Origin of the sequence: Pontibacter aydingkolensis (assembly GCF_019443125.1) — a bacterium.
Taxonomy (GTDB): Bacteria; Bacteroidota; Bacteroidia; order Cytophagales; family Hymenobacteraceae; genus Pontibacter; species Pontibacter aydingkolensis.
In genome coordinates this window covers 261,608-285,867 of the sequence record NZ_JAHYXK010000001.1, presented here as the reverse complement: position 1 = coordinate 285,867, position 24,260 = coordinate 261,608, and the positions used below count along the sequence as shown (strand labels likewise).

Here is a 24,260-nt window from a genome sequence, read left to right as displayed (position 1 = left end):
TAAACTTTGCGAACCTGGCGTAAACCTTTGCGCCCTTTGCGGTGAATAAAGTTATACATCCTTCTCTAGCTAAATTCGTCTAAACAAACAGCCATACTTTAAACTATGAAAGCCATACTTGTTAAAAAGCCCGGAGGCCCGGAGGAACTTATACTTGGGGAGTACGAACAGCCCTTGCCGGGCCCCTACGATCTGCTGATAAAAGTACACGCCACCGCCTTAAACCGTGCCGACACGCTGCAGCGCCAGGGTAAATATCCACCGCCCAAAGGAGCCAGCCCATTGCTTGGTTTAGAGATAGCCGGCGAGGTGGTAGAGGCAGGCATTAACTGTACACGCTTTAGCAAAGGCGATAAGGTGTTTGGCTTGCTGCCAGGTGGAGGTTACGCGGAGTATGCCATTATAGACGAGAATATGGCCATGCCTGTGCCTGATAACCTAAGTATGGAAGAGGCTGCTGCTATACCCGAAGTGTTCATGACGGCTTACCAGGCGCTGTTCTGGCTCGGTAGGTTGCAACCCGGAGAGCGTACCCTGATACATGCCGGGGCTAGTGGCGTAGGTACGGCAGCCATACAACTGGCGCGCGTGCAGAAGGCCGATATACTGGTAACAGCCTCCGAATGGAAACTGCATGCCTGCAAAGAACTTGGCGCCCACAAAACTATCAATTACCAAGATCCTGAAGTGCCTTTTGAGGATGAGGTGCTGGCGTATACGAACAACGAGGGCGTAGACGTGATCGTGGATTTTATTGCCGGCCCATACTTTAACCAGAACATAAACTGCCTGAGAACAGATGGCCGGTTGGTTATACTTGCCAGCCTGGGTGGCGGTAAAGTAGAGGAGTTTGACCTGCGTAAGATCCTGATCAAGCGCCTGCAGGTGATGGGTTCTACGCTTCGCTCCAGAACCAAAGACTACCAGATAAAGCTAACCCAGGAGATGAGTAATTTTGCCATGCCGCACTTCCAAAACGGCACCATAAAACCTGTTGTAGACTCTGTGTACGACTGGCAGGATGTAGCCGAGGCGCACCGCTACATGGAGAATAATAAGAACATTGGTAAGATCGTGCTGCGGGTTAGTTAAGGTTTTGGCAAAGGATCTTTTGACAAAAGACAAACAAAGGACGTTATCCCTGCCGCGAGTTTAGCGAAGCGTAACTCGTGGCTTGCGCAGAAAGCCAGTTTGCAACTGGCTTTCTGCGCAAGCAGAAAAGTATACTTTGTGAGGTTTATACTTTGTGCGAAATTCCCCTCTTGGGAGGGGCAGGGGTGGGTTAATCTACAGTAGATAAAGTATAGCTCAGGCCACCTGCGGACAGGTCGCGACCTGTCCCTACAAATCACGCCAGTTTGAACAGATTTTATACTGCGGGAGATTTATAGCCAAAGTATAAAGTATAGCCTAAGCCATCGTATCCCTTGCTTTTGCAAAGCAAAGCAGTTGCAAACTGCTGCCATACTTAGCCACATTTACGCTTTCGCTAAACTCGCGGCAGAAGGTATGTAGGTAAAAGCAAAAGGACAAAAGAAGTATAAGTACCTCCTTTGTCCTTGTTTATGTTTTTTATTTATAAAACTAGTGTGCTCTGAGCTGTTTAACCAGCACAGCGAAATCCTTAGGGTAAGGTGCTTCTATTTTAACAGGCTCACCGTTTAGGAGTGTAAAACCGATGTTAAAGGAGTGCAGGGCAAAGCGTTTGATCAATGGCTGTTCCTCTGTTTCTTTTTTTAGGTTGAATTTACGCTTCAGGCTGCTCAGGTATAAGTGCTCACCGCCATAAAGCTCATCACTTACAATAGGAGCCCCCAAAGATGCTAAATGCACACGTATCTGGTGCAGGCGACCGGTAACTGGTACACACTCTATCAGGCTATGGCGGGCATAATTTTCTACGGTAGTAAAATACGTTTCTGCGGATTTGCCTTGCGGTGTTAGTTTGGCCACTCCTTTTGCCCCGGCAAGTATAGACTTATTCACCAGTTGATCCTCAAACTTATGTACCCCCCAAACTACGGCATGGTATACTTTATATACTTCGCGGTGCTCGAACTGCATAGCCAGGTGGCGGTAGGCCTCAGCGTTTTTCGCAAACACCAAACAGCCGGATGTGTCTTTGTCCAGGCGGTGGCAGGCCTGCAGGTCGGGGTTATACTGTCGGGCAATTTTTAAGAGGTTCGTGGTGTTTGGTGTTCTATCCTCCAGCGTAGCCAAAAAAGGGGGCTTGTTTACCACCACGTAATCCTCATTCTCGAATATGATCAGGTCTTTAAAAACCGGGTATTTCATGTGTTGCTATACTTTGTAAATTGCATGGCTATACTTACTGCCATGCAGGCTGCAAAGATACTGATTTTAATTGCTGATTGTTGTTGGTTTTTCGAAATGTAGAGACGCAATACCGTTATTGGTTGATCGTTATTCGTTGTTCGAATGTAGAGACGCAATACTTTGCGTCTTGTCTGCTATAAGACATTCTGTTTCCTGCTTGGGTAGGTCTGAAGTATAAGGTGAGAATCACGGAAGATGTGTTGTCCTGTAGCAAACAAGACGCAAGGTATTGCGTCTCTACAACGAACAACCAATAACGAAAAACTAAGCTTTTGCTTTCTGCAGCTTAAACCGTAGCGTAGTACCCTTGCCAACCTCGCTTTTAACGGCAATAAACGACTTGTGGGCTTCTACAATATGCTTGCAAATGGCTAGGCCGAGGCCGGTGCTGCTGGTATCGCGGGCGCGGCTTTTATCGATGCGGTAAAAGCGTTCGAAAATTCTGTTGATGTGCTCCTGGGCAATGCCTTTGCCATCGTCCTTAACGGTTACGGTATACTTCCTGCGACCTTCGTCAAACATTACCCAAATGTTACCCCCTTTTCGGCCATACTTTATGGCATTGTCTATCAGGTTAATGAATACCTGGCGCATACGGTTTGGGTCTGCGAAAAGCATTACCGGTTGGTTTGTGCTGGTTTCGAGGTGTAGGGTTATATTATGCAGTGATGCTTTTTGCTCCAATTGCTCAAATGTTTCCTGCACCAGTTGCTCTGCATTAAAATTGCGCTTGGCCATTTTTACCACACCCTTTTCAAATTGCGAAATACTGATCAGGTCTTGCACCAGGGCATCCAGGCCATCCAGGCTTTTGGCTGCCTTGTGCAGAAAGCGTTCACGTACATTCGGGTCGTCCATGGCGCCATCAAGCAGTGTATGAATAAAGCCCTGCGCAGCAAATATTGGCGTCTTTAGCTCATGCGATACATCTGCCAAAAACTCACGGCGCATTACCTGCAGGTTTTTTAATTCGTCAATTTCCTGCTGCTTTCGTTCTGCTATCAGGTATATTTCGTCTTTTATCTTGGTTAAGGGGTCGGACGTGAAAATAGATTTGCTCTCTACCCTCTTGAAATCCTGTTTCTTTACCTTTTCCAAGCTCGAGTAAATATTCTTGATCTCGCGGAGTATAAGGGCCTCGTAAGAGAAGTATACCAGCAAAAAGCAGCTGATAAAAACAACAACCAGCGCAACTTTAAACCCTTCGGAAGAGAAGTAGCTGGCTAAAGCAAGAAAGGCGGTGAGCACCAAAGCCACCGCCAATGAGATTAAAAGTGTAAGCGTACGGGAGTTTAAATTCATCTATCAGTCGGTATTGAACTTGTAGCCCACTCCCTTTATGGTTTTAATATTGTCTTCTCCGATCTTTTCGCGCACTTTTCTAATGTGCACGTCTACAGTGCGGGCTATCACGTAAACATCATTTCCCCATACGTTGTTCAATAGCTCTTCGCGCGTGTATACTTTGTTTGGGGTAGTTGCCAAAAAGGCAAGTAATTCAAACTCCTTTTTAGGAAGGGTAATCTTTTCGTCACCTTTGTATACAGCAAAACTGTCGCGGTCTATGCGCAGGCCGCCTGCTTCAATTACCTGGTTCTGCTCATCCTGTTGCGCTTCGCGGCGGGTGTAGGCTGCCAGACGGCTTAAAAGTGCACGTGGTTTTATGGGTTTGGTAATAAAGTCGTCGGCTCCAGCTTCAAAAGCAGCTACTTCAGAGAACTCTTCGGCACGCGCAGTTAAGAAAATAATATGCGTATGGCGGAAGTCGTTCATTTCGCGCAGTTGGCGGCAGGCCGCGATTCCGTCCAGTACAGGCATCATCACGTCCATTAGAATAACATCTGGTTTTGTATCCTGTGCTACCTCTATTGCTTTTTTACCATTGTCAGCCACAGACACATCATACCCTTCGCGGGCCAGGTTATACTGTAGTAGCTCTACGATATCCGGATCGTCGTCTACCACTAAAACTTTGTAGTTTGCTGCTGTTTGCACAAATCTCTGGATTAGTGTTTCGATAAGGTATACCCAGTGCCCTTTGGCACAAAGTTACTATATATGTATTAAGCTAAGCCGGCGTTTTGTTTCCGGCTTTACTTTGTTGCATAGCAAATATACCACTACTGTTATAATTTAAACTCTGCTAATCAAATCTTAATACTTTCTTAACATTCGGCCCCTTAAGCGATGTGTGGTCAGAAGCTGTTTTAGAAATCTGCTAAAAGTATAAATTTATACTTCGCACCCATACTTTCAGGCATAAAAAAAGCCAGCTAGTAACTGGCTTCTTCTGTTAATTCTGCGCTAGCAAAATTTTATGTTTTAAATTTTTATACTCGTAAAGGTTTACCTTAACCGAGCCTACAAACATTTCGGCTTGTATAAGCACCGGAATCTTGTTTTGGTCGTCTGATAAGTATACAGCTATTGAGTTACCATCTTTAAACATCTCGTTTTTAGGCATTTTGGGTGTAAGCTTAATTGCTTTTATATCACCAGCTTTAGTGCTAACCACCTCTTTGCCACGATAAGTTACCTCCATGTTAAAGGTCTCTTCGTCAAAAAAGCCTTGTATGTTAAATTTATCGCCTACACGCATTTTATCATAATCAAAAGTACGCATGTAGTAAAAGCCGCTTACAATATCCTGCACGTTAGCGGGTATTTTGTAATTTTTAGACTCTTTATCCTTGTTCTTTTTCTTTTTCTCTACAAAAGCAGTGTTGTTGTGATGGTTAAAGTCTACGGTTTCGCGCTTACGGTAGCTGCCCTCTTCTATGTTTCTGAAAGAACGTTGCGGCACAAGCGCTGCCGTATCTATATATGACTGCCAGGTATCACGTATTTTGATGAAAAGGTCAAAAGAGCTGTTGGTTTTGCCTGTTACAGTAGCGCGGTAGCAAGGCCTTCCGTTTATGGTGTGGAGGTTAGGCGATACTTCAATTACGGCATCTGCAGCTGTAATTGGGCCATAGTGTACTTTATACTTTAATACCTCACCAGACGAGAAGCTCTCGTTAGGTATAGTGCGCATCCTATCCTTAGTTACAAAACCAAAGGTAATAGCCATTACTAAAAGTATAATCGGGAATAACTTCTTCATAATCAACATTAGCTTAAACTTAGTTGTATAAGCTGCTTTACACAAGATTTATACCAACTGCTGTTTAGTCACTAAGTTAAACAGTTCTCAGGAGCAAATCAATTCATTATCAGGTTAAAAAAATAAAGGAGCTACATTATGCAGCTCCTTATATTTACTTATAGTTTGGGAAAAGTGTTCACTCGCTTGCAGCGGCTGCATCGTCAAGGGCAGCGGCTACTTTCTCAGGCTCACCTTTTACAATGGCTCTGATCTTGCCTTCGATCTCTTCCTGTAGTTCAGGGTTGTCTAAAAGGATCTGCTTCACGCCATCACGACCCTGGCCAAGTTTGTCTCCGTTATAAGAGAACCACGAGCCAGACTTCTGTACGATACCAAGCTCAACGCCCAGGTCAAGAATTTCACCTACTTTAGAGATACCCTCGCCATACATAATGTCAAACTCAACCACTTTAAACGGAGGCGCTACTTTGTTCTTCACAACCTTAACGCGGGTACGGTTACCTGTAATGTTATCAGCAGACTCTTTAATCTGGCCAATACGACGGATATCCAGACGCACAGAAGCGTAGAATTTTAGTGCATTACCACCTGTAGTTGTCTCCGGGTTACCGAACATCACACCGATTTTCTCACGGAGCTGGTTGATGAAGATACATGTACAGCCTGTTTTGTTGATCGTGCCAGTAAGCTTACGAAGCGCCTGAGACATCAAACGTGCCTGAAGACCCATTTTGCTGTCACCCATATCGCCTTCCAGTTCACCTTTCGGTACCAGGGCGGCAACAGAGTCAATTACAATAATATCGATAGCACCAGAACGGATCAGGTGATCAGCGATCTCCAGTGCCTGCTCGCCGTTGTCTGGCTGAGAGATTAAAAGGTTTTCAGTATCAATGCCAAGTTTCTGGGCGTATACTTTATCAAATGCGTGCTCTGCATCAATAAAAGCTGCCAGGCCGCCTTTTTTCTGGGCCTCGGCGATGCAATGCATGGTAAGAGTGGTTTTACCTGATGATTCCGGTCCGTAGATCTCTACGACACGGCCACGTGGTAAACCGCCAATACCCAAAGCAATATCAAGCCCAAGCGAGCCTGTAGAGATAGCCGGAATATCTTCTACTTTATTATCGCTCAACTTCATAACGGTTCCTTTGCCGTATGTTTTGTCGAGCTTATCCATAGTCAGCTGCAGGGCCTTAAGTTTTTCGTTGCTTACGCTCATGTGTGTTTAATTAAATTGCTTTATATTGAAGGTGAAATTACTACTTTCGACAGCTATTTGCAAGAAAGCCAATAACTATTTTACTAAAATTTTTAGCTCTTTACTGCCGACTGATTATAACAACGGCAGCAGTGCTTTTGTCCCATTTATGCAGACTTTTTATGCGCTTTTTTAAGCTTGTTTTCGCTATTACGTGCTTGTTTAGTAGTGGTTTGTGCTATGGGCAGTTAAACAACCGGGTATTAACCCAAACCATACCGGTTAAACCCGAAAATGCTAATGAAATTAGATTTGGCCTTTACGCTTTTGGCTTCTCCAAGAACAACGAATACTTTAATAAGATTGCAGACGGCTATACTTTATTTGGCTATCATTTAAACCCGAAACTCATTTACCAACCGGCGCCAACAGTACGTATAGATGCCGGTGTTTTTCTATGGAAGGACTTTGGTAGCTCCGGTTACGAAGATATTGCGCCCACCTTCTCAGTTAAGCTATTGAAAGAGAACTGGAGCCTTACCTTTGGCACACTGGAGGGCAACCTGGCACATGGCTATATTGAGCCCCTCTTCGATTTTGAACGGGTTATACTTAACAGATTGGAAAACGGACTGCAGTATAAAGTGCAAACCCACCGATTTAAAGCTAACGCCTGGCTAAACTGGTCTAATATGCTGTACCGCGGCGAAGACGATCAGGAGCAAGTAGACGGTGGTGCTGTAACTGCTTTTACACTACTGCATCAGGAGGGAAGAGGAATTCTCGCTGATAGTATAAAGCTTACATTGCCCATTCAGTTTACAGCACAGCACAAAGGTGGCCAGATTGATGCCTCTGATCTACCATTGCTTACAGTTGCTAATATTGCTATTGGCCTGGAACTGGAGAAAAAGTATAACCGCAAAGTGTTGCACCGGCTTTACACCAAAAACTATATACTTGGCTTTAAAGATTTCTCAAACACTGTACGCTTGCCTTATGAGCAGGGGCATGGGGTATACTTAAACATTGGCGCCGATACAAAGTACCAGGATGTAATGCTAAGCTACTGGAAAGGCAATGGCTATATTACAGAGCTTGGTGGCAAACTATTTCAATCTGCTTCTACTACTTTTAAATACCCGGATTACCTGGAAGAGGAACAGGAGCTGCTTATTCTGCGATTGATGAAAGACATTGAAATAATCGATGACCTACACTTAACATTAAGACTAGAGCCTGTCATCAATTTTAATGATCCAAAACTGGAGTTCGCAAACTCTATTTACCTTACTTTCGATACAGACTTTTTTGTAGCCAAACCGCGGCGCTAAAATACATTCACTCATTCACAGAACCACTCATTCACTTATTGTAAATTAAGCCATGGCTGTAGAGTTGGTCTCTTCCTCGTGCTGCTGCATGTGCTCATAGTCCTGGCGTGTCATACCATAGTAAATCAGGTCTAGTAACTCATCGGAGTCTGCTCCTTTATAATCGCTGCGCATAACTCCTTCTTTCAGAAATCCGATATCCTCTACCAACTCGCCAAAACATAAGTTAGAGGCTGTGCAACGCATGTATACTTTGTTTAGGGCCAGCGTATCAAACGCAAATTTAAGTATAGCCTGAAGCGCCTCAATGGCTTGCTCGCGCGTATCTGGCCAACTGGTAAAGTATAAACCCAATTCTGCTTTTGGTATGCGGTGGTCCAGATTCTTCAGGGCAATGTCGCCGATGTATTCTTTGGATGGCTTCATCCATACTCCAAAATCAAAAACTTTACGGTTATCCCACTCTGTGCGCAGCTGCTTAACCTGGGTACGTGCATCATCGAGGGCGCGAACACGTGCCAGCCGTCCTCCAAAAGCAGGGTTAAGTATAGCAGCATTTTCCTGCAGCAGGCGCATAAAGTCACTTTCATCACCTTCCTGGTAAGGGCGCAAAATCAGGTGTTCTGTTTCAATTCTTTCTTCAAAAGAATCGGGCAAGGATTCGTGTAAAATACTCATGGTGGCAGGTTATTTAAATCAGACGTTTTGTTTGTAAGGGCTATGTTCAGTCATACGCTAACTATGGTAAAATGTGCGACTCCTATGTTATTATGCCTCTTCTTTAACTGCATTAGCATTTTGTCGTTAGTAGTAAGCAACACATTAACACAAACCAAAATGATAACAGGAAACAGACTTAAAGACAAGGTAGCCATTGTAACCGGCGGTGGCTCAGGAATTGGCGAGGCCATTTGCAAGAAATTTGCACAAGAAGGCGCCAGTGTAGTAGTTGCCGGTTTTCCCGAAGACCCTGTAGAGAAAGTAGTGAAAGAGATCCAAAAAGAAGGTGAAGTTGCTTTGGGGTACACCGGCGACTTATCTGTGATGGGAGAAGCAGAAAGCTGTGTTAAACTGGCAGTAAGGGAATTTGGCAAACTGGATATCCTGATAAATAATGCGGGTGTTTTTCCGGAGGTAAATATGTTGCAGGACTATTCTGAAGAAGCCTTTGATTACATGGTAAAGAATAACCTTCGCTCTGCATTTGTGATGAGTAAGGCTGCACTGCCGGAGCTGCACAAAACTAAAGGCAACATTGTGTCCGCGGGCTCAGAGGCTGGTAAAATAGGTATTGCCCAAAACGCACCTTACGGTGGAACAAAGGGTTTTATGCACGCCTTTATGAAAGGACTTGCGGTAGAGCAGGCACAGTTCGGTGTGCGCTGCAACCTGGTAGGCCCAGGCCCCATCGATACCGCCTGGACCCACGCCAGTACCGGGCCGATGGATAGCAAAATGGTAAAGACCATGAAAGAAGCCACACCCATGGGACGCCGGGGCACACCCGAAGAAGTAGCCAATGTATACTTGTTCCTGGCATCGGATGAGGCATCTTACGTAACTGGTGCATTATATATGGTTGATGGCGGTATTACCGTAGCAAAAGGTGGTGTTGGCAGTCAGGCCGACTCAAGTATGAAAGACCAGCCAGATGGAGAGTTGGAACTGAAACACTCTAAAGATGGGCACACAGAAATAAGGAACTAGGAAGAAGTACTACTCTAGACCTCGCAGCGTGCGGAGGTCCTGCGAGTGTCTGATATACCAACAAGCTAGCTATAAAACAAGCGAGTCTGGAGACTCGCACGCACTTAACTTCACGGGTTGGATACCCGCGCCAGAAATCAAACAGCCTCTGCCATACTTTTATGGCAGAGGCTGTTTATATCACTTAAAGTATAAACTATACTTATTTTCCCAAAAACGGATAGCTGAAATGCTTAGGGCTGTGCAGTTGCTGCTGCGTCATCATGACCTCCAATGTATGAGCAGTTTCCTTAAAGTATTCCAGGCGGCGGTAAAGCATTTCTTTCTGAAGCACAGTGCCGGTTGCCGTTTTCATGTAAGCTCTCTTATCCTCCAGTACACGTTGCATTATGTTGTTTACCTGCTCTTCGTTCTGCGCATACCACTGCTGAAAATCAAACAAACGTGTAGCTCCGGGAGTGGTAGACTGAAAATCCAAGCCGTGCAGGCGAAGTACGTCGGCCAGTAAATCGATCTCGAGCGGAATAGAAGTGTTATATGGCATTGAGCGCACTTCCAGTTTGCTGTTAAGTGCACCAGCTATAGTTGCCAGGTTATCTTTAAAGCGAAAGTATAAAGCAGCCGCCTCCATAAGTATCTAGGGTAATGTGAGTAAAATTGAACGGGTGCAAAATTACACCATTAAGATTGAATTGCAATGAATTCAAATTGTGGATGAGTGGATTAGTGAATGAGCGAGTGAAATTCTTTATAATGCCTTTGCGTAAAATGTAATTTAGTCTATAATTTACGCGAAGTTCAGTTGCAGAAGAGTTTTTGTCAGGTATTCATTCAATCACTCATTCGCTCATTCAAAATTGCCTACAGCAACTCCCGGATAATTTGCTCTTCGGTAATGCCTTCTGCCTCAGCTTTAAAGTTACGCACAATACGGTGGCGAAGTATAGGTAGGGCAACAGCCTGTACATCCTCAATGTCAGGGCTATACTTTCCGTTGAGGATGGCGTTACATTTAGCACCAACTATTAAGTGCTGCGATGCTCTTGGGCCCGCGCCCCATTCCAGGAACTGATTTGCCTGCTGCGAAGCCATTGGCTGGCCCGGGCGGGTTTTGTGTACCAATTGCACGGCATACTCCACTACATTATCTACTACAGGCACACGGCGCACCAACTGCTGGAAAGCAATGATCTCGTCGGCGTGCAGTATCTTGTTCAATTGTGTGATGACAGCGCCAGTAGTGTTTTTTACGATCTGCAATTCAGATTCGTAGCTTGGATAGCCCAACGTGATGTTGAACATGAAACGGTCCAGCTGTGCCTCGGGCAGGGGGTAAGTGCCTTCCTGCTCAATCGGGTTTTGGGTAGCTAGCACAAAGAAGGGGCGTGGCAGGTCATACTTGCGGCCGGCAACGGTTACAGCATGCTCCTGCATGGCTTCCAATAAAGCTGCCTGTGTTTTAGGAGGAGTACGGTTTATCTCGTCGGCCAGTACAATGTTTGCAAAAACAGGGCCGGTGATAAATTTGAAGTTGCGGTCTTTGTCCAGTGTTTCTGCACCTACAATATCAGAAGGCATGAGGTCGGGTGTGAACTGCACTCTGCTAAAGGACATGTCCAGGGAGTTGGCGATGGTCTGGATCAGAAGCGTTTTGGCTAGCCCCGGAACACCTACCAGGAGGCAGTGCCCCTGACAAAAAACAGCTGTGAGTACTAATCTTACTACTTCTTCCTGGCCTACTATAACCTTCGATATTTCGGCGGTTAGGGTGCGGTAAGCATCGTATAGTGCGTCTGCTGCTTCTTTGTCAGAGGAGAACTGCGTCATAGTTTTTTATTGGGTTAGTTCAAGAACATTACAATTTTGGTACTCCGGATCAATTTCAATGAATACGGTATCGATGTTCTTCCTGAACCAATCATCAACGGCTTTTCCCTTCTTCTGGTTTAGTGCCGCGTTAGCTATTTTCTGGTAATCGTCCTGGAGGTTAGCTAAATGCGGCTTCGACTTCGATTTAAGGTATATGATACGAACAGCTTCCTGACCATCCTCCGTACGGAAGGGAATCGGTTTAGATATCTCGCCTACCTGCATTGTGTCGATCACAAAGAAGATAGACGGATCAACCTGGTCCATCGGGATGTACATGTCGCCTGTGGCACGGCTTGTGATAGTGCCGCCATTGTCTTTGGTCTGCTTGTCGTCGGAGTATTCTTTAGCGGCTTTTGCAAACGTGATGCTGTCGTTTTGTATCAGCGTACGCACGCTATCCAAAACGGCAGCGGCAGAGGAAACGTCTACAGTAGCTGTTTCTGGCTTTATAAGAATGTGGCGCGTGTTAAACTCCTGGCCTTTACGCTCGATCAGTTGTATCAGGTGAAACCCGAACTGCGACTCTATTACATTTGACATCTGGCCCGGCTCCAGTCGCATTGCTGCAGCCTCATACTCTGGTACCAGCTCTTTTTTCTTAAAGAAGCCAAGCTCACCACCTGCTGCCGCAGAACCCGGGTCCTGGGAATACTGTTTAGCTAGTGCGGCAAAGTCTTCTCCGGCCACGATACGCTTACGCAGTTCTTCAAGTTTCTGACGGGCAGCCAGTTTCTGCTGCTTGCTTACCTGGGCATATTTTACGATCTGGGCAAGTTCTACTTCACTGGAGAAGTATGGCAGGCTGTCTGTTGGGATGTTGTTAAAGTAGCGTTTGATCTCTTTTGGTGTAACCTTGATCTTGCCTGCAATTTCCTGCTGCATTTTCTCGGCCACCATCTGCTCCTTTACCGTTTTGCGCAACTCATCTTTAAGCTGCTTTATACTCTTGTTGTAGTATTGCTCCAGGCGCTCTACGCCTCCCACCTGCGCGGTAAGGTAATCGATGCGGCGGTTAAGCTGGTCTGTTACCATGGCATCGTCAACTACCACAGAGTCTATCTCAGCGCGGGCAAGCAGAAGCTTGTCTTGTACCATAGAGCGCAGTATGTCGCACTTTAAAGCTTCGTTAGGCTGTTGCTTAGACTGTGCCAGGTACTGCAGGTAGCTAAACTCCAGGTCAGAGCGAAGTATGATGTGGTTATCTACTTTAACTATTATACCATCTACTTTACGCTGCACGGGTACCTGCGCTACTGCAGAAAGTGAGGAAATGATAAAGCAAATTGCTACAAAGGCCAGTTTGCCAAAGTTGATTGTCTTTCTCAAGGTTGTAATACTAATTTGAAACACGCTGCTAAAACAACGTGCAAGATACTGCTTTATTCTGAGTTTCAGGTTTTGCTTTTTCCGTAGCAGAAAAACGACCAGCCAGGCAGTTTTATTTCCTGACTAATTTCTCTATTTCAGCGTCGTTAACTTTTACCGGGTACTTCTCGCGCAGTTGGTTTACCCACTGCTGCTCCAGGTAGTTCTGGTAATCAGAGATAGCTACCCCGCGTGTTTCGTTCAGCTGCTTGTAAGCTGGCTCCAGCACCTCGTCTATAATAATAAGGTACTCGCGGCCATTCTGCTGCAAAGTATAAGTGCCTTTCTCCCATTTAACAGCGTCCAGCACTTTGTTCTCGCCTTTCTGGAATTTTTTCTCCGTAATCTGCACATCAAGCGGGTTGCTGGCGTTCAGGTTGTCTGCCAGGGCATTTACGTCTGATGAGTACAGTGCAAACGATGCACGGCGGTTGCGGCGGCGGCCAGTTTCGGTATTATCAGGGCCGGCCTGTTTTGTCTTGCCAAGGGCATTTACTTTTATCTGCGCGGCAGGCACGCCTTTTTCGGTAAGATATTTAACCACACGCTGCGCACGCAGGTCTGAAATATTTTGGTTTGCTGCTGCCTCGCGTGCATCAGCATGCCCATTCACATCAATAGATAAAGATGGGTTGCCTTTCAGTATCTCTGCAAACTCGTTTAGCTTTAGCGATGCGTCTTTTGTAAGCTCTGCTTTGTTCTGCTCAAAAAGTATATCGGGCAGGTTAGCAGACTTTACCGGGTAGCGGCGGGTAGCCAGTTGCTGCTGCGCCTTGTTTAGCAGGTCCTTATTAGCTGCACTTATCACAGTTGCCTGCACGCGCGGTCCCCACTTATACTTTTCTTTATTCTGCTCAAAAAATGCTTTAAGGCCAACAGAGTCTTCCACAGCCTTAGACCATACTTTCTCGTCCATTAACTGGAACAGCAAAATGCCGTCGTGGTACTCTTTTACCAGCATTCTGTAGTCTGTATACTTGTTTTCCAGGTTTGCTCTTTCGTACTCTACCAGGCTTTTGTCTACATAGGCATCGTAAAGCGTGCTCATGGCATACTCAGGGGTGCCGGTAGTGCGTGGGCGCTGCTGTTCTTTTACAAAAGTATAAAAATTGCCTACGGTATAAGGTTTGCCCTGAATCGTGAAAAGTGGCTGGTTAAGCGTTTTGTCGTTGGTGTCGTAGCTCCACTTGCCCTGCAGCAGTTCTGCGTTTGCTTTACTGAGTGCGGCGGCTTTGGTAGCAGCAACCTCTGTAAAGTTATTTTCGGCTTTAATGCGCTTCAGAAACGCAGCCCTATTTAATTCAGAGCGGGAGTCTTTAGCTATTTTGTTGCGCAGGTTCTGCTCCATATCCTCAAAAGGAGGAAGGCCGCGCTTGTCTATCAGTTTAATAATGTGCCAGCCATAAGGCGTAAGCAACGGCTTCGTAATTTCATCTTCTTTGTTCAAAGCAAAGGCGGCATCCTCAAAATTCGGGATCATACGGCCCGTGCCAAACCATGGCAAGTCGCCACCGTTCTGGGCAGAGTTAGCGTCTTCAGAGAATTCTGCTGCCAGTTTATCCCAGCTTTCGTTTCGCTGCAGGCGCTTGTAAATAGCATCAATGCGTTGCTTGGCTGCCAGCGAGTCGGCCTTAGGCATTCCCGGTGTAGCGCGCACCATAATATGAGCCACTTTTACCTCACCGCGTGCCTGGCGCTTGTCATTCACTTTAATTAAGTGGTAACCAAAGCGAGTTCTAACAGGCATTGATATCTGCCCTGCAGGAGTCTTATAAGCCGCATCTTCAAATGGATATACCATTTGCATCGATGTAAAATAACCCAGGTTACCTTTGTTATCGGCTGCAGAAGGGTCCTGTGAGTGGGCTTGTGCCAGTTTACCGAAGTCCTCGCCACTCAGGGCGCGCTGGCGTAGCTCAACAGCTTTATTATAGGCCGCCAGCGTATCTTCTGGTGCTGCATCCTGCTGTAGCGTAAGCAGTATGTGCGATGCGTTTACTTCCTGGCTGAGGCGGTCATATGCCTGTTTCACCAATTGGTCGGTTACGCTTTTTTCAGATAAGTATGGTTGAGCGAGTTGCTCTTTGTAACCTTCCAGTTCACGCTTAAAGGCCATGGTGGTGTCCAGGCCACGGCTTTCGGCTTCCTTTACCTTTAGCTTAAAGTTAGTGTACAGGTTCAGGTAGTCGGTTACATTTTCGCGGGTGTAGGCATCATCGTTGCCAGCATTGTTCTTTTCATAAACATACTGGAACTCCGTTGTGGAGATAGGCTCGGTGCCTAATGTAGCGATGGCTGGTTCTTTGGAATCGTTCTTCTTGGTTGCAGTGCATCCGGCCACTAAAAGGGCGGCTGCAACAAGTAAGTGGTTGCTGCGCATAAGTTGATTGAATACAAACTATTGAGTATAGCTGATCTGACTCAGAACATGCAATTTTAATTAAATTTTCTGACAGATTAGGCAAAAAGTATAACTATAATCCAATTGCATGCGGTTTTGTTCCGGATAACGGCTAATGTACTGGAAAAGTGTGCGTAAGCGGCTTATTTAATTTTTTTATAGAGAACACATACGTTCTGAGAGTCGTTCGATTCGAATTCAACTTTATCCATGATGCGGTTTACAAGGGCTATACCTACGCCTCCTTTCTTTCCCATCCTGATGTTTTCTTCTATGTTTGGCTCTTTGTACTTAGACCTCTGAAAAGCGAGGCCGTTGTCCGATATCTCGAACTTTAGCATCTCTTTTTGCTGGTGTATGGCCAGGTGTATAAACTTATCCGGGTTCTCATGGTTGGCGTGGATAATGAGGTTTGCGCATATCTCATCCACTGCTAATACGATCTGGTTTGTGATGATATCTGATAGTGCATAGGCACGCAGATACTCCACCACAAAGTCGCGTATTAGCTTAAGGTTTTTCTTAGTACAATTTACCCGAATCGAGTTATTCATTTGAAACAGTCCTTGCCTCCTCGTAATCTGATACGATGGTCATGAGCAGATCAAGACCTAATATCTCAAATACGTTGCGCACTTTGTCCTGCATATTGTAAAAAATTAATTTGATCTGGGCATCCTCGAAGCGCTGCAGGTGCGAAATAAACACGCCAAGGCCGGCAGAAGAGATGTAATTCAGCTTCTCGCAATCAACCAGTATCTTGCTGTATTTCATTATTTCAGGATCAGATAACTCTTCGTCAAGTATAACAGAAGAGCTGGCATCCAGTTCACCGTCCAGGGTCATAATGACGGTGCTTTCTTTGATTTCTTGTGTAATTTTCATCGGCTTATTTACGGGTCGGTTATTCGTTAGGTTGAGTAGGTTTAAATTTAATAACAAGCAACGTCTGGTCATCATATAGGTTGCCTGGCCCGGTAAATTCCTCCAGGTCGTTAATGATGGCACATTTAATATCCTCGGCCTCCAGGTGGTAAGTTTGTGTGAGCATATACTTTAAGCGGTCTTCGCCATATTCTTCGTTTTCTAGGCTTCGGGCTTCTACAATACCATCCGTGTAAATAACCATCACATCGTTCGGGTTGTAGTCGTAATACATCTCGCGCACATGGTTATTGTAGCTTTTGTCGCGTATAATGCCTAGTCCTAACCCATCTGTCTGGAAGTAGAACACGTCCTCCATCATTGAGTTATAGTATAAAGTATGGCAATGGCCTGCGCGCGCAAACATAAACCCCTTCATCCTGTAATCAATTATATATAGCGCAGAAGTAATAAAAGAGGTTTTCTCAAGGCAGCGGCTCAGAGCGCTGTTGGCCTGCTTCATAAACTCGCTTGGAGGCATGTCCTGCTGCATCAGCCCATGAAAAATGCCTTTCATCTGCGCCATATGGAAGGCGGCCGAGATACCTTTCCCCGACACGTCACCAATAATAATGGCAATCCGAGACTCGCTTAACTGCAGGAAATCGTAAAAGTCGCCTCCAACTTCCTTTGCTGCTACAGCATGCGTGCTTATCTCAAACCAGCTGTCCGTAGGGAATGTTTTTGGTATCAGGCTCTCCTGCACCTGCGTGGCAATCTTCAGCTCTTCCTTATAACGCTCGTTTAGCAGCGACTCGCTTACCAACCGCAGGTTCTCGATGGTAAGTATGGTTTGGCTGGTAAAAGTACGCAGCACATTTACAGTCTCACGATCGAAGCCCTGCTCAATGTCTTTTAACAAGTATAAGTTGCCGGACAGGTGTTTTTTTGATTTGATCGGAAGTATGATCAGCGATTTCCAGGGCAGCGTAAGGTCCCGGAAGCCGGGGTTACGGTCCAGGTTATTGTTGATGTAATCGATGTTCTGGATATTGTAGGCCAGCAATAAATGGCGTATGCGTGTTATCTGCTCTGCATTTATACTTAGCAGGTGCGTTACCTGCGGCTCACTGTTCCGGATCAGCTCAAACCAGGCAGCGCTTGCATCAGATGCTTTGATGGTGCTTTCGAAAAGCATGTCGTATACCTGTGCCTCGCTCTGGCCCTGCTGTATAGACTGGCTAAGGCGCTGGAAGTTGAGGAGGTCTTCGCTTTTTTGCTCGAACACGCTGGAGGTTGGCAAACTGAACAACGACACCAGAAAAGCGGCCAAAGTATAAAGCCCTACAAACAGCATAGCCAGCAGCAGAAATCCCACATCCGTGTAATCAATTACCAGGCTAGGGCTATCTGCCATTTGCTGGAAAAAGTTTACGAAGATGTAGCAGCTGAGAAGAATAGCCCCCAAAAGTACCAGCGACCTGCTTTTGTTATTGAACGTGAGGTAAGCTACCCATTTCATGTTAGTGCACAGAAACAGAACATAGAAGCTGAGCAGCGCCAGCAGGGGCAGAAAAATATAGCTGGTGTAGTTAAAATTAAGTAGTGTAAGCAGTAATGTGCCAAATACCAGCAGCTCAAACCAGTCCCAGGCTATTTGCAGAAATTTGTTTTTGTGATAGAGCAGCAATTGCCGCCAGATGTAAAAAGCCTTAGCCAGAAAGATAACCAGCAACCCGAAATTTATCTGGTACACAAAGTGCAGCAGCGACGGCGACTCGATATTCGTGTAGTTTGTGATTAGCTTGTAGCCAAGGTATAAAGCCACACTAACATATGCCGCCACGCCGGCCTTAGAGAATAAATGCCAGAGGTAGCCTATAAAGTCAATTCCTTTCAGGTTTTCTGAACTAAGCCTCTGGTAAAGAAAAACAGAGATGATGAAAATAACGATCAGGAAGTTATTTACAAAAGGAATTGAGACTTTAACAGCATTTGGCTGGTCAATTGCCTCTACAGATATCAGAATATTAAGCAATAGCAGTACCCAGCTAATAATAGCTGTAGTTACTAATAAAGATTTCGCGTTTGTTCTATATAGCATAAAACGGAAAACCCGACCCAATTTCTAAGGCGTTGCTTAACAGGTGTTTTTGATTGCAATAATAATGAAAGGTAATAAAAAAATTTGCTAACCTGCCGAAGCATGGCTCCAAAACACATAGCATAACGTAAATATAATACTTTTGGTTAATATGTATGGTGGTGACTTATTCTTTGTTTTGTAACCGTGCTGTAGTACAGGTGCTTATGCTTATTTGTTTGTCTGAAGGTGCCTATGGCCGGGTGTAAGGTTGTTAGTCGCTGTTATGAAAATAGATTTTGAATAAACAAGACTGCCTACATAAATCCTTTCAATAATTGCTCATCTGGATTTGTAATCCAGATGAGCAATTTGCTTAAGTTGTCAGCATTGGGTCGCGACCTGTCCCTACAGCAAAACGCTTGTCTGGTTATCATACATACTCTTTAATCATGCATTCCTGATCCTGAAATTAAAAACAAAGCGCCACTGCATTGTAATGGTGCAGCGGCGCTTTGTTTTTAATTTATACTTTTATAAAAGTCTATCGGCTGTAGTTTGGTGCCTCACGCGTTATTTGCACATCGTGTGGGTGGCTTTCGCGGAGGCCGGCTCCGGTAATCTTTACCATTTTAGCCCCTTGCAGATCTTCTACGCCAGGAGTGCCGCAATAGCCCATACCAGCCCTGATGCCACCTACCAGTTGGTATATCACCTCATTTACAAATCCTTTATAAGCTACACGGCCTACTATACCCTCTGGTACCAGTTTCTTGGAGTCCTTTTCGTTGCCCTGAAAGTAACGGTCTTTAGAGCCTTCCTCCATGGCCTCTACAGAGCCCATGCCGCGATAGGTTTTATACTTTCGTCCTTCGTAAATGATCATCTCGCCAGGAGCCTCTTCAGTGCCTGCCAGTAACGATCCGATCATGATGGTGCTTGCGCCGCCTGCAAGTGCTTTCACAATATCACCTGAAAACTTAATGCCGCCATCTGCCACTATAGGTACGCCTGTTCCTTTAAGGCCTCTGGCTGCTTCCATTACAGCAGATAGCTGCGGTACGCCTATACCGGCAATTACGCGGGTAGTGCAGATGCTGCCTGGGCCAACGCCTACTTTTACCGCATCGGCACCAGCATCTGCCAGTGCTTTTGCACCTTCGGCAGTGGCAATGTTACCGGCAATAATGTCTACGTTCGGAAAAGTGTCTTTTATTTTGCGTACGGCTTCCAGTACACCTTTTGAGTGCCCATGTGCCGTGTCAACGCTGATTACGTCTACACCGGCATCTACAAGAGCCTTAACCCGGTCCAGGACATCAGGCGTAACCCCTACGGCGGCGCCTACTCTCAGGCGGCCATACTCGTCTTTGCAGGCAAAAGGACGGTCTTTCTTTTTAAGGATATCTTTATAGGTAATAAGCCCGGCAAGTTTACCATCCTCATCCACCACAGGTAATTTTTCAATCTTATACTCCTGCAATATATCTTCAGCTTTGGCCAGGTCGGTACCTATTTTTGCCGTTATCAGGTTACCGCTGGTCATGATCTCCGACACTGATCGGGTAAGGTCTTTCTGGAAACGCAGGTCGCGGTTTGTGATGATCCCTGTTAGCAGGCCATTGTCGTTTACGATCGGGATGCCTCCTATTTTATTCTCGGTCATTATCTGCACAGCATCACCTAGTGTAGCTTTCTCGTTTAGGGTGATCGGGTCCAGGATCATGCCGCTTTCCGAACGCTTTACCTTACGTACCTGAGCCGCCTGCTTCTTGATAGACATGTTTTTATGGATGATACCGATGCCGCCTTCCTGTGCCATTGCAATAGCCAGGTCTGCTTCGGTAACGGTGTCCATGGCAGCTGAGATCAACGGAATGTTAATGCGGATATTGCGCGTTAACTGGGTTGATGTATCTGTTTGGTGTGGAAGTACCTCGGAGTAAGCCGGGAGTAGAAGCACGTCATCGTATGTGAGCGCCTCAAATAAAATGCTTGACTGTTCAGAGAGCATGGCAAATAAATTAGGGGTTGTTATTTGCCGCGTAAAACTACAAAAAATAGTTGAGACTATGTTGCAACAGGCGAAAGAAAATTATTAGATACGGGATTATTGATTGATAACAGTTAATTGTTAGATTGCTAAATGGTTGAATTGTTGTTCGGAAACGTAGAAACGGAGGATCGTTATTGGTTGATCGTTATTCGTTGTTCGAAATGTAGAGACGCAATACTTTGCTTCTTGTTTGCTGCAAGGCAGTGCCTTTTAAAGTTCGCAATAGCAGACATCTCAAAGAATAGATTATGGCTCACGGAAGTCTGACCTGTACCTGAGCATTTAGGGGAGACTTCCCTACATTAATAGTCACAAGTGACGCTTCGCTTAACACTTGCGCCAGGGAGAGGGTTATTGGTTATTGGAGAATGTAGAGACGCAATATTTTGCGTCTTGTCTGCTACAGGGTAATAGGTTTCGTTATTGGTTATTCGTTGTTCGTGTTTTGTAGAGACGCAATACCTTGCGTCTTGCTGGCTACAAGGCGGTGCCTTTTAAAGTCTCTCAAGGCTTGAAACAGAATGTCTTATAGCTGACAAGACGCAAGGTATTGCGTCTCTACATTTCGAACAACGAACAACGATCAACCAATAACGAATTAATAAACCGCCATATCCGGATCTACCTGCGTGGCCCAGGCGTGTATGCCGCCTTTAAGGTTTAGCAGGTTATCGTAGCCAAGGCGCTGGTTAAGGTAATTTATGGCCTGGGCGCTTCTGAAACCGTGGTGACAGATAACGACAACCGGAATGTCGCGGCGGATGCGGCTGGCCTGTTTGGGCAGTTCGCCCATAGGTATAAGTTCGCCGCCCAGGTTGCATATCTCAAATTCAGACGGCTCGCGCACATCTACCAATTGTATCTTGTTATTCCGGGCAAGCCGCTCCTTAAGTTCTGTTGCAGTAATTTCGTCCATACCTGTAAGTAGCCAAAAGCATTGCTTGTTTTTGGCAGAGTTAATTTAATTTTACAAACTTAGCAACGAATTAGCCTTTTTGCAGCATCGCCGCTGCTGGTTTTTACGCAATGGATACAACAACTATCACCCTAAATATACTACAGGCCCTGCAAGCCATGAGCCTGTTTGAATTGATTGGCGCACTGGCTGGTGTAATTGGCGTTTGGCTGGCTGCCCGCCAAAGCGTCTGGACCTGGCCGCTTGGCCTTGTGAGTGTTGCCATGTACGTGGTAGTGTTTTACGATGCCCGCCTTTATGCCGATATGGGCCTTAATGCCTTTTATGTAGTTACAAGCCTGTATGGGTGGTATGTGTGGCTATACGGGGGCAAAGGCCATACTGAGCGCAAGGTAGGGCGTGTAGGTAAACTGGAATTATTGGTACTGATCATACTTGGCACTGCTTTTACATTAGGCCTGGGCTATTTCCTGGAGAACTACACCGATGCCGACCTCCCTTACACCGATTCGGCCACTACAGCAATAAGTTTAATAGGCTATTGGATGATGGCCAAAAAGCGGCTGGAGAATTGGATTGTATGGCTGGTGGTAGATACAGTGTATGTGGGCGTGTATACTTACAAAGAGCTGTATATTACCAGTGTGTTGTACTTTATTTTTTTGATATTGTGTGTAATAGGCTACCGTGATTGGAAAAAATCACTGGAAGAGGACAAAAAAGCGCAGCTTGTTGCCTAAATAAATGTAATTGTACTATTTATACTGCAGATAAACATAATCCGGCCGCAGATGCAATCCGTACATATAGGTAATTTTTAGATTGACACCCTACGTTCGAGGGATGTATGTGTAACGCTTAAATGTGAAAGGATATGAAGCAAAAGAAGTTACTATTACCCGAAGAATTAAAGTATGTTAACCGTCTGAAATGGGGCTATGAGTCGCCGGACGAATCGCCTAAGAAAATGCGCTTTAAGCAATACGACGACTCAGTGGAAACAGAGTTGGAGGTTTATAACTTTTATGATTACAGTTTTTCAGAAAATTGATATTATATTGTACTAATTATATTTTCGTTAAACCTGTAATGTAAGTTTTTTCACCCTCTATTTTTGCCTCTTTACTTTAATTAAATATTGAATTTGTCCTGATTTTGATTGCCTTCGTTAAAGAAAGTAAGGTTATCGAAATCAGGACTTTTTTGTACCCTGTGTTATAGCCTTGATATCCTGGTTATTTAGTTTATGCGGGATAACTAAAGGAACAAAAGGTAATTACTCCTCCTTGAATTGCCTGTGGCTTTTTATGTGATACTCACATTCTAATCGTCAAATACTCTCTAAACAAATCTACGCTTCCTGTTCTGCCGGCTAGCTTTATTTAGCTAAGCCTGTAAGGTTCTAAATTTTCCCCTCTTAGAGCCCATTTTTTAACTCTTGCTAAAACTGCATCCATGAAAAATACCCGCCTTATAAAAAAGGCAGGCTGTCTGCATATTGCCTCTATACTTGCACAGCCTCCTTAATCTTATTTGCCAGCTTTTGGCCTGGCCCCTTCTGAGCTTTTGTAGAATCAATAGCGGTGTGACAGTCAGACATTTTTCATCTTAACCAATTTAGGAAGCAGCATTTAGCCTGAGGCTCACACCCCTAATCTTAAAACAAACTTTTATGTCAACAAAACATTTACAATTATGAAGAATTTTTCATGTTACACGAGTAGGACGGGCAACGTTCTCTCGCAGCAGCTGCAGCTACTATGGCGTTATGCTATGGTGGTGCTGGCAGTTTTTTTGATGATGAGTAATAGTGTTCATGCACAGACAGTGCGTTCAGTATTTAATTTGCCTGCTCCAGAGCGATGTACATCAAATGACTTAGATGTTGTAGATGCAGACTTAGTGCTTGACAACTGTGACTGTACAGAAGGTGAAACTGTCTACGGGACCTTAACTTTGGGTGTTAGAAACAATACTGAGTCTTTGCGAACATCCTTTGCTTTCTGGGCCAGATTGGTGATGACAGATGATGATCCGTTGACAAATGACATCGTCTACTACATAACTGGTTGTGAGGCTACTATACTTCCGGGTAGTCAGTTACCCAACAGGACTAAACTAGCCACTTTTGAAGACTTACAAATATTTACCTATAATTCACAGACAGGGCAGCTAGTGCCATTTAATGGTGGTTCAAATTATATACCTGGGACGATTCCGTACGTTTGCGGGACAGAGCTCAATTTAACAAACATCTACCAAGCCTGGACTGATGCCGCTACAAATGACGGCAGACAATGTCCACTTGATCCTTCTAAGATTAATCCTAAATGTGGAATTATACCATTATTAGAGGTCGGTGTAGGTTTGTCAGCTGAGAGTACAAGCACTAATGTTACTTGTAATGGCGCAGCAAATGGTTCAATAACGTTGACTTTTAGTGGTGGAACAGGACCTTATTATTTAAACTTCAATGATGGTGGTTATAGCTCTACACCTATAACTTCTCCTTATACTGTCTCAAATCTTTCAGGAAGTACAACAGGTACTGTATACACATGGAAGATAAAAGACTCATCAGATCCATTCTGCGAACGTACAGGCTCTGAAACAATATTTGAGCCTGTAGCGCTTTCGGCTACCGAGACGCACGTGAACGTGCTCTGCTATGGTGGCGCTACTGGCTCGATTGACTTATCTCCGAGCGGTGGTACTGCCCCATACACCTACGCCTGGACTGCCAGCAACGGTGGTGTGATACCAACAGGACAGGAAGATGATCAGGACCTGTCTGGCCTGGTGGCCGGTACTTATAGTGTTGTCATCACTGATGCCAATGGCACTACCGGCGGCTGCCGTGCTACCAAAGAAGTGACCATCACGCAGCCGGCAGCGGCGCTTTCGGCTACCGAGACGCACGTGAACGTGCTCTGCTATGGTGGCGCTACTGGCTCGATTGACTTATCTCCGAGCGGTGGTACTGCCCCATACACCTACGCCTGGACTGCCAGCAACGGT

At 45.3% G+C, this 24,260-nt stretch carries 21 protein-coding genes; 6 read left to right on the top strand and 15 right to left on the bottom strand.

The genetic code is table 11. The features are described 5' to 3' along the window. The first annotated feature begins 105 nt into the window (after window positions 1-105). Complete coding sequence (locus K0O23_RS01225) at window positions 106-1,092, top strand: NAD(P)H-quinone oxidoreductase (protein WP_219875558.1); 987 nt, start codon at window positions 106-108, stop codon at window positions 1,090-1,092. Between the two features lie 492 nt (window positions 1,093-1,584). Here the strand turns inward: K0O23_RS01225 and K0O23_RS01220 are convergent, their stop codons facing one another. The 5 genes from K0O23_RS01220 to recA form a co-directional block, all read right to left on the bottom strand. Next, window positions 1,585-2,295 carry an RluA family pseudouridine synthase gene (locus tag K0O23_RS01220; protein ID WP_219875557.1) on the bottom strand — a complete coding sequence of 237 codons (711 nt, stop codon included), beginning with the start codon at window positions 2,293-2,295 and terminating at the stop codon, window positions 1,585-1,587. A gap of 306 nt (window positions 2,296-2,601) precedes the next feature. Then, window positions 2,602-3,639: a sensor histidine kinase gene (locus K0O23_RS01215; RefSeq protein ID WP_219875556.1), complete on the bottom strand. Its 1,038-nt coding sequence runs from the start codon at window positions 3,637-3,639 to the stop codon at window positions 2,602-2,604. Between the two features lie 3 nt (window positions 3,640-3,642). After that, window positions 3,643-4,332 (bottom strand): response regulator transcription factor, encoded by a 690-nt coding sequence (locus tag K0O23_RS01210; protein ID WP_219875555.1) that lies wholly within the window; start codon window positions 4,330-4,332, stop codon window positions 3,643-3,645. 298 nt (window positions 4,333-4,630) lie between these two features. Further along, window positions 4,631-5,440 carry a DUF3108 domain-containing protein gene (locus tag K0O23_RS01205; RefSeq protein WP_219875554.1) on the bottom strand — a complete coding sequence of 270 codons (810 nt, stop codon included), beginning with the start codon at window positions 5,438-5,440 and terminating at the stop codon, window positions 4,631-4,633. A gap of 178 nt (window positions 5,441-5,618) precedes the next feature. Beyond that, window positions 5,619-6,665, bottom strand: a complete 1,047-nt coding sequence (gene recA / locus K0O23_RS01200; protein WP_219875553.1) for a recombinase RecA — start codon at window positions 6,663-6,665, stop codon at window positions 5,619-5,621. 161 nt (window positions 6,666-6,826) lie between these two features. On the opposite strand from recA, the gene K0O23_RS01195 reads away from it, so the two are divergent. Continuing rightward, entirely contained in the window at window positions 6,827-7,978 is a 1,152-nt protein-coding gene (locus K0O23_RS01195; protein WP_246596863.1) for a hypothetical protein, read from the top strand. 45 nt (window positions 7,979-8,023) lie between these two features. On the opposite strand, the gene K0O23_RS01190 is transcribed toward K0O23_RS01195, so the two are convergent. Continuing rightward, the gene (locus tag K0O23_RS01190) at window positions 8,024-8,656 is read right to left on the bottom strand and encodes a GNAT family N-acetyltransferase (RefSeq protein ID WP_219875552.1); all 633 of its coding nucleotides are present in this window, start codon (window positions 8,654-8,656) and stop codon (window positions 8,024-8,026) included. Between the two features lie 159 nt (window positions 8,657-8,815). Between K0O23_RS01190 and K0O23_RS01185 the strand changes: the two genes are divergently transcribed. After that, window positions 8,816-9,685 carry an SDR family NAD(P)-dependent oxidoreductase gene (locus K0O23_RS01185; RefSeq protein ID WP_219875551.1) on the top strand — a complete coding sequence of 290 codons (870 nt, stop codon included), beginning with the start codon at window positions 8,816-8,818 and terminating at the stop codon, window positions 9,683-9,685. A 202-nt stretch (window positions 9,686-9,887) separates the two neighbouring features. Here the strand turns inward: K0O23_RS01185 and K0O23_RS01180 are convergent, their stop codons facing one another. The 9 genes from K0O23_RS01180 to K0O23_RS01140 all read right to left on the bottom strand — a co-directional run bounded on the left by K0O23_RS01180 (window position 9,888) and on the right by K0O23_RS01140 (window position 21,242). Then, window positions 9,888-10,316: a hypothetical protein gene (locus K0O23_RS01180; protein ID WP_219875550.1), complete on the bottom strand. Its 429-nt coding sequence runs from the start codon at window positions 10,314-10,316 to the stop codon at window positions 9,888-9,890. Window positions 10,317-10,546: 230 nt separating this feature from the next. Beyond that, window positions 10,547-11,512: an AAA family ATPase gene (locus K0O23_RS01175; protein ID WP_219875549.1), complete on the bottom strand. Its 966-nt coding sequence runs from the start codon at window positions 11,510-11,512 to the stop codon at window positions 10,547-10,549. Window positions 11,513-11,518: 6 nt separating this feature from the next. Continuing rightward, entirely contained in the window at window positions 11,519-12,883 is a 1,365-nt protein-coding gene (locus tag K0O23_RS01170; RefSeq protein WP_246596862.1) for a peptidylprolyl isomerase, read from the bottom strand. Between the two features lie 112 nt (window positions 12,884-12,995). Then, window positions 12,996-15,302 (bottom strand): peptidylprolyl isomerase, encoded by a 2,307-nt coding sequence (locus tag K0O23_RS01165; protein ID WP_219875548.1) that lies wholly within the window; start codon window positions 15,300-15,302, stop codon window positions 12,996-12,998. Window positions 15,303-15,466: 164 nt separating this feature from the next. Then, window positions 15,467-15,877, bottom strand: a complete 411-nt coding sequence (locus K0O23_RS01160) for an ATP-binding protein (protein ID WP_219875547.1) — start codon at window positions 15,875-15,877, stop codon at window positions 15,467-15,469. Next, window positions 15,870-16,208, bottom strand: a complete 339-nt coding sequence (locus K0O23_RS01155) for an STAS domain-containing protein (protein ID WP_219875546.1) — start codon at window positions 16,206-16,208, stop codon at window positions 15,870-15,872. Before K0O23_RS01155 ends, K0O23_RS01160 begins: the two co-directional genes overlap by 8 nt. Window positions 16,209-16,227: 19 nt before the next feature. Then, entirely contained in the window at window positions 16,228-18,291 is a 2,064-nt protein-coding gene (locus tag K0O23_RS01150) for a PP2C family protein-serine/threonine phosphatase (RefSeq protein WP_219875545.1), read from the bottom strand. A 523-nt stretch (window positions 18,292-18,814) separates the two neighbouring features. Next, window positions 18,815-20,284: an IMP dehydrogenase gene (gene guaB / locus K0O23_RS01145; RefSeq protein WP_219875544.1), complete on the bottom strand. Its 1,470-nt coding sequence runs from the start codon at window positions 20,282-20,284 to the stop codon at window positions 18,815-18,817. Window positions 20,285-20,924: 640 nt separating this feature from the next. Beyond that, window positions 20,925-21,242 (bottom strand): rhodanese-like domain-containing protein, encoded by a 318-nt coding sequence (locus tag K0O23_RS01140; protein WP_219875543.1) that lies wholly within the window; start codon window positions 21,240-21,242, stop codon window positions 20,925-20,927. Between the two features lie 110 nt (window positions 21,243-21,352). Here K0O23_RS01140 and pnuC point away from each other — a divergent pair, with 110 nt between their 5' ends. The 3 genes from pnuC to K0O23_RS01125 form a co-directional block, all read left to right on the top strand. Further along, window positions 21,353-21,982, top strand: a complete 630-nt coding sequence (pnuC, locus tag K0O23_RS01135; RefSeq protein WP_219875542.1) for a nicotinamide riboside transporter PnuC — start codon at window positions 21,353-21,355, stop codon at window positions 21,980-21,982. A 134-nt stretch (window positions 21,983-22,116) separates the two neighbouring features. Then, window positions 22,117-22,293: a hypothetical protein gene (locus K0O23_RS01130; RefSeq protein WP_219875541.1), complete on the top strand. Its 177-nt coding sequence runs from the start codon at window positions 22,117-22,119 to the stop codon at window positions 22,291-22,293. Window positions 22,294-22,937: 644 nt separating this feature from the next. Beyond that, on the top strand, window positions 22,938-24,260 hold a 1,323-nt coding region (locus K0O23_RS01125; protein ID WP_219875540.1), incomplete at its 3' end, for a SprB repeat-containing protein.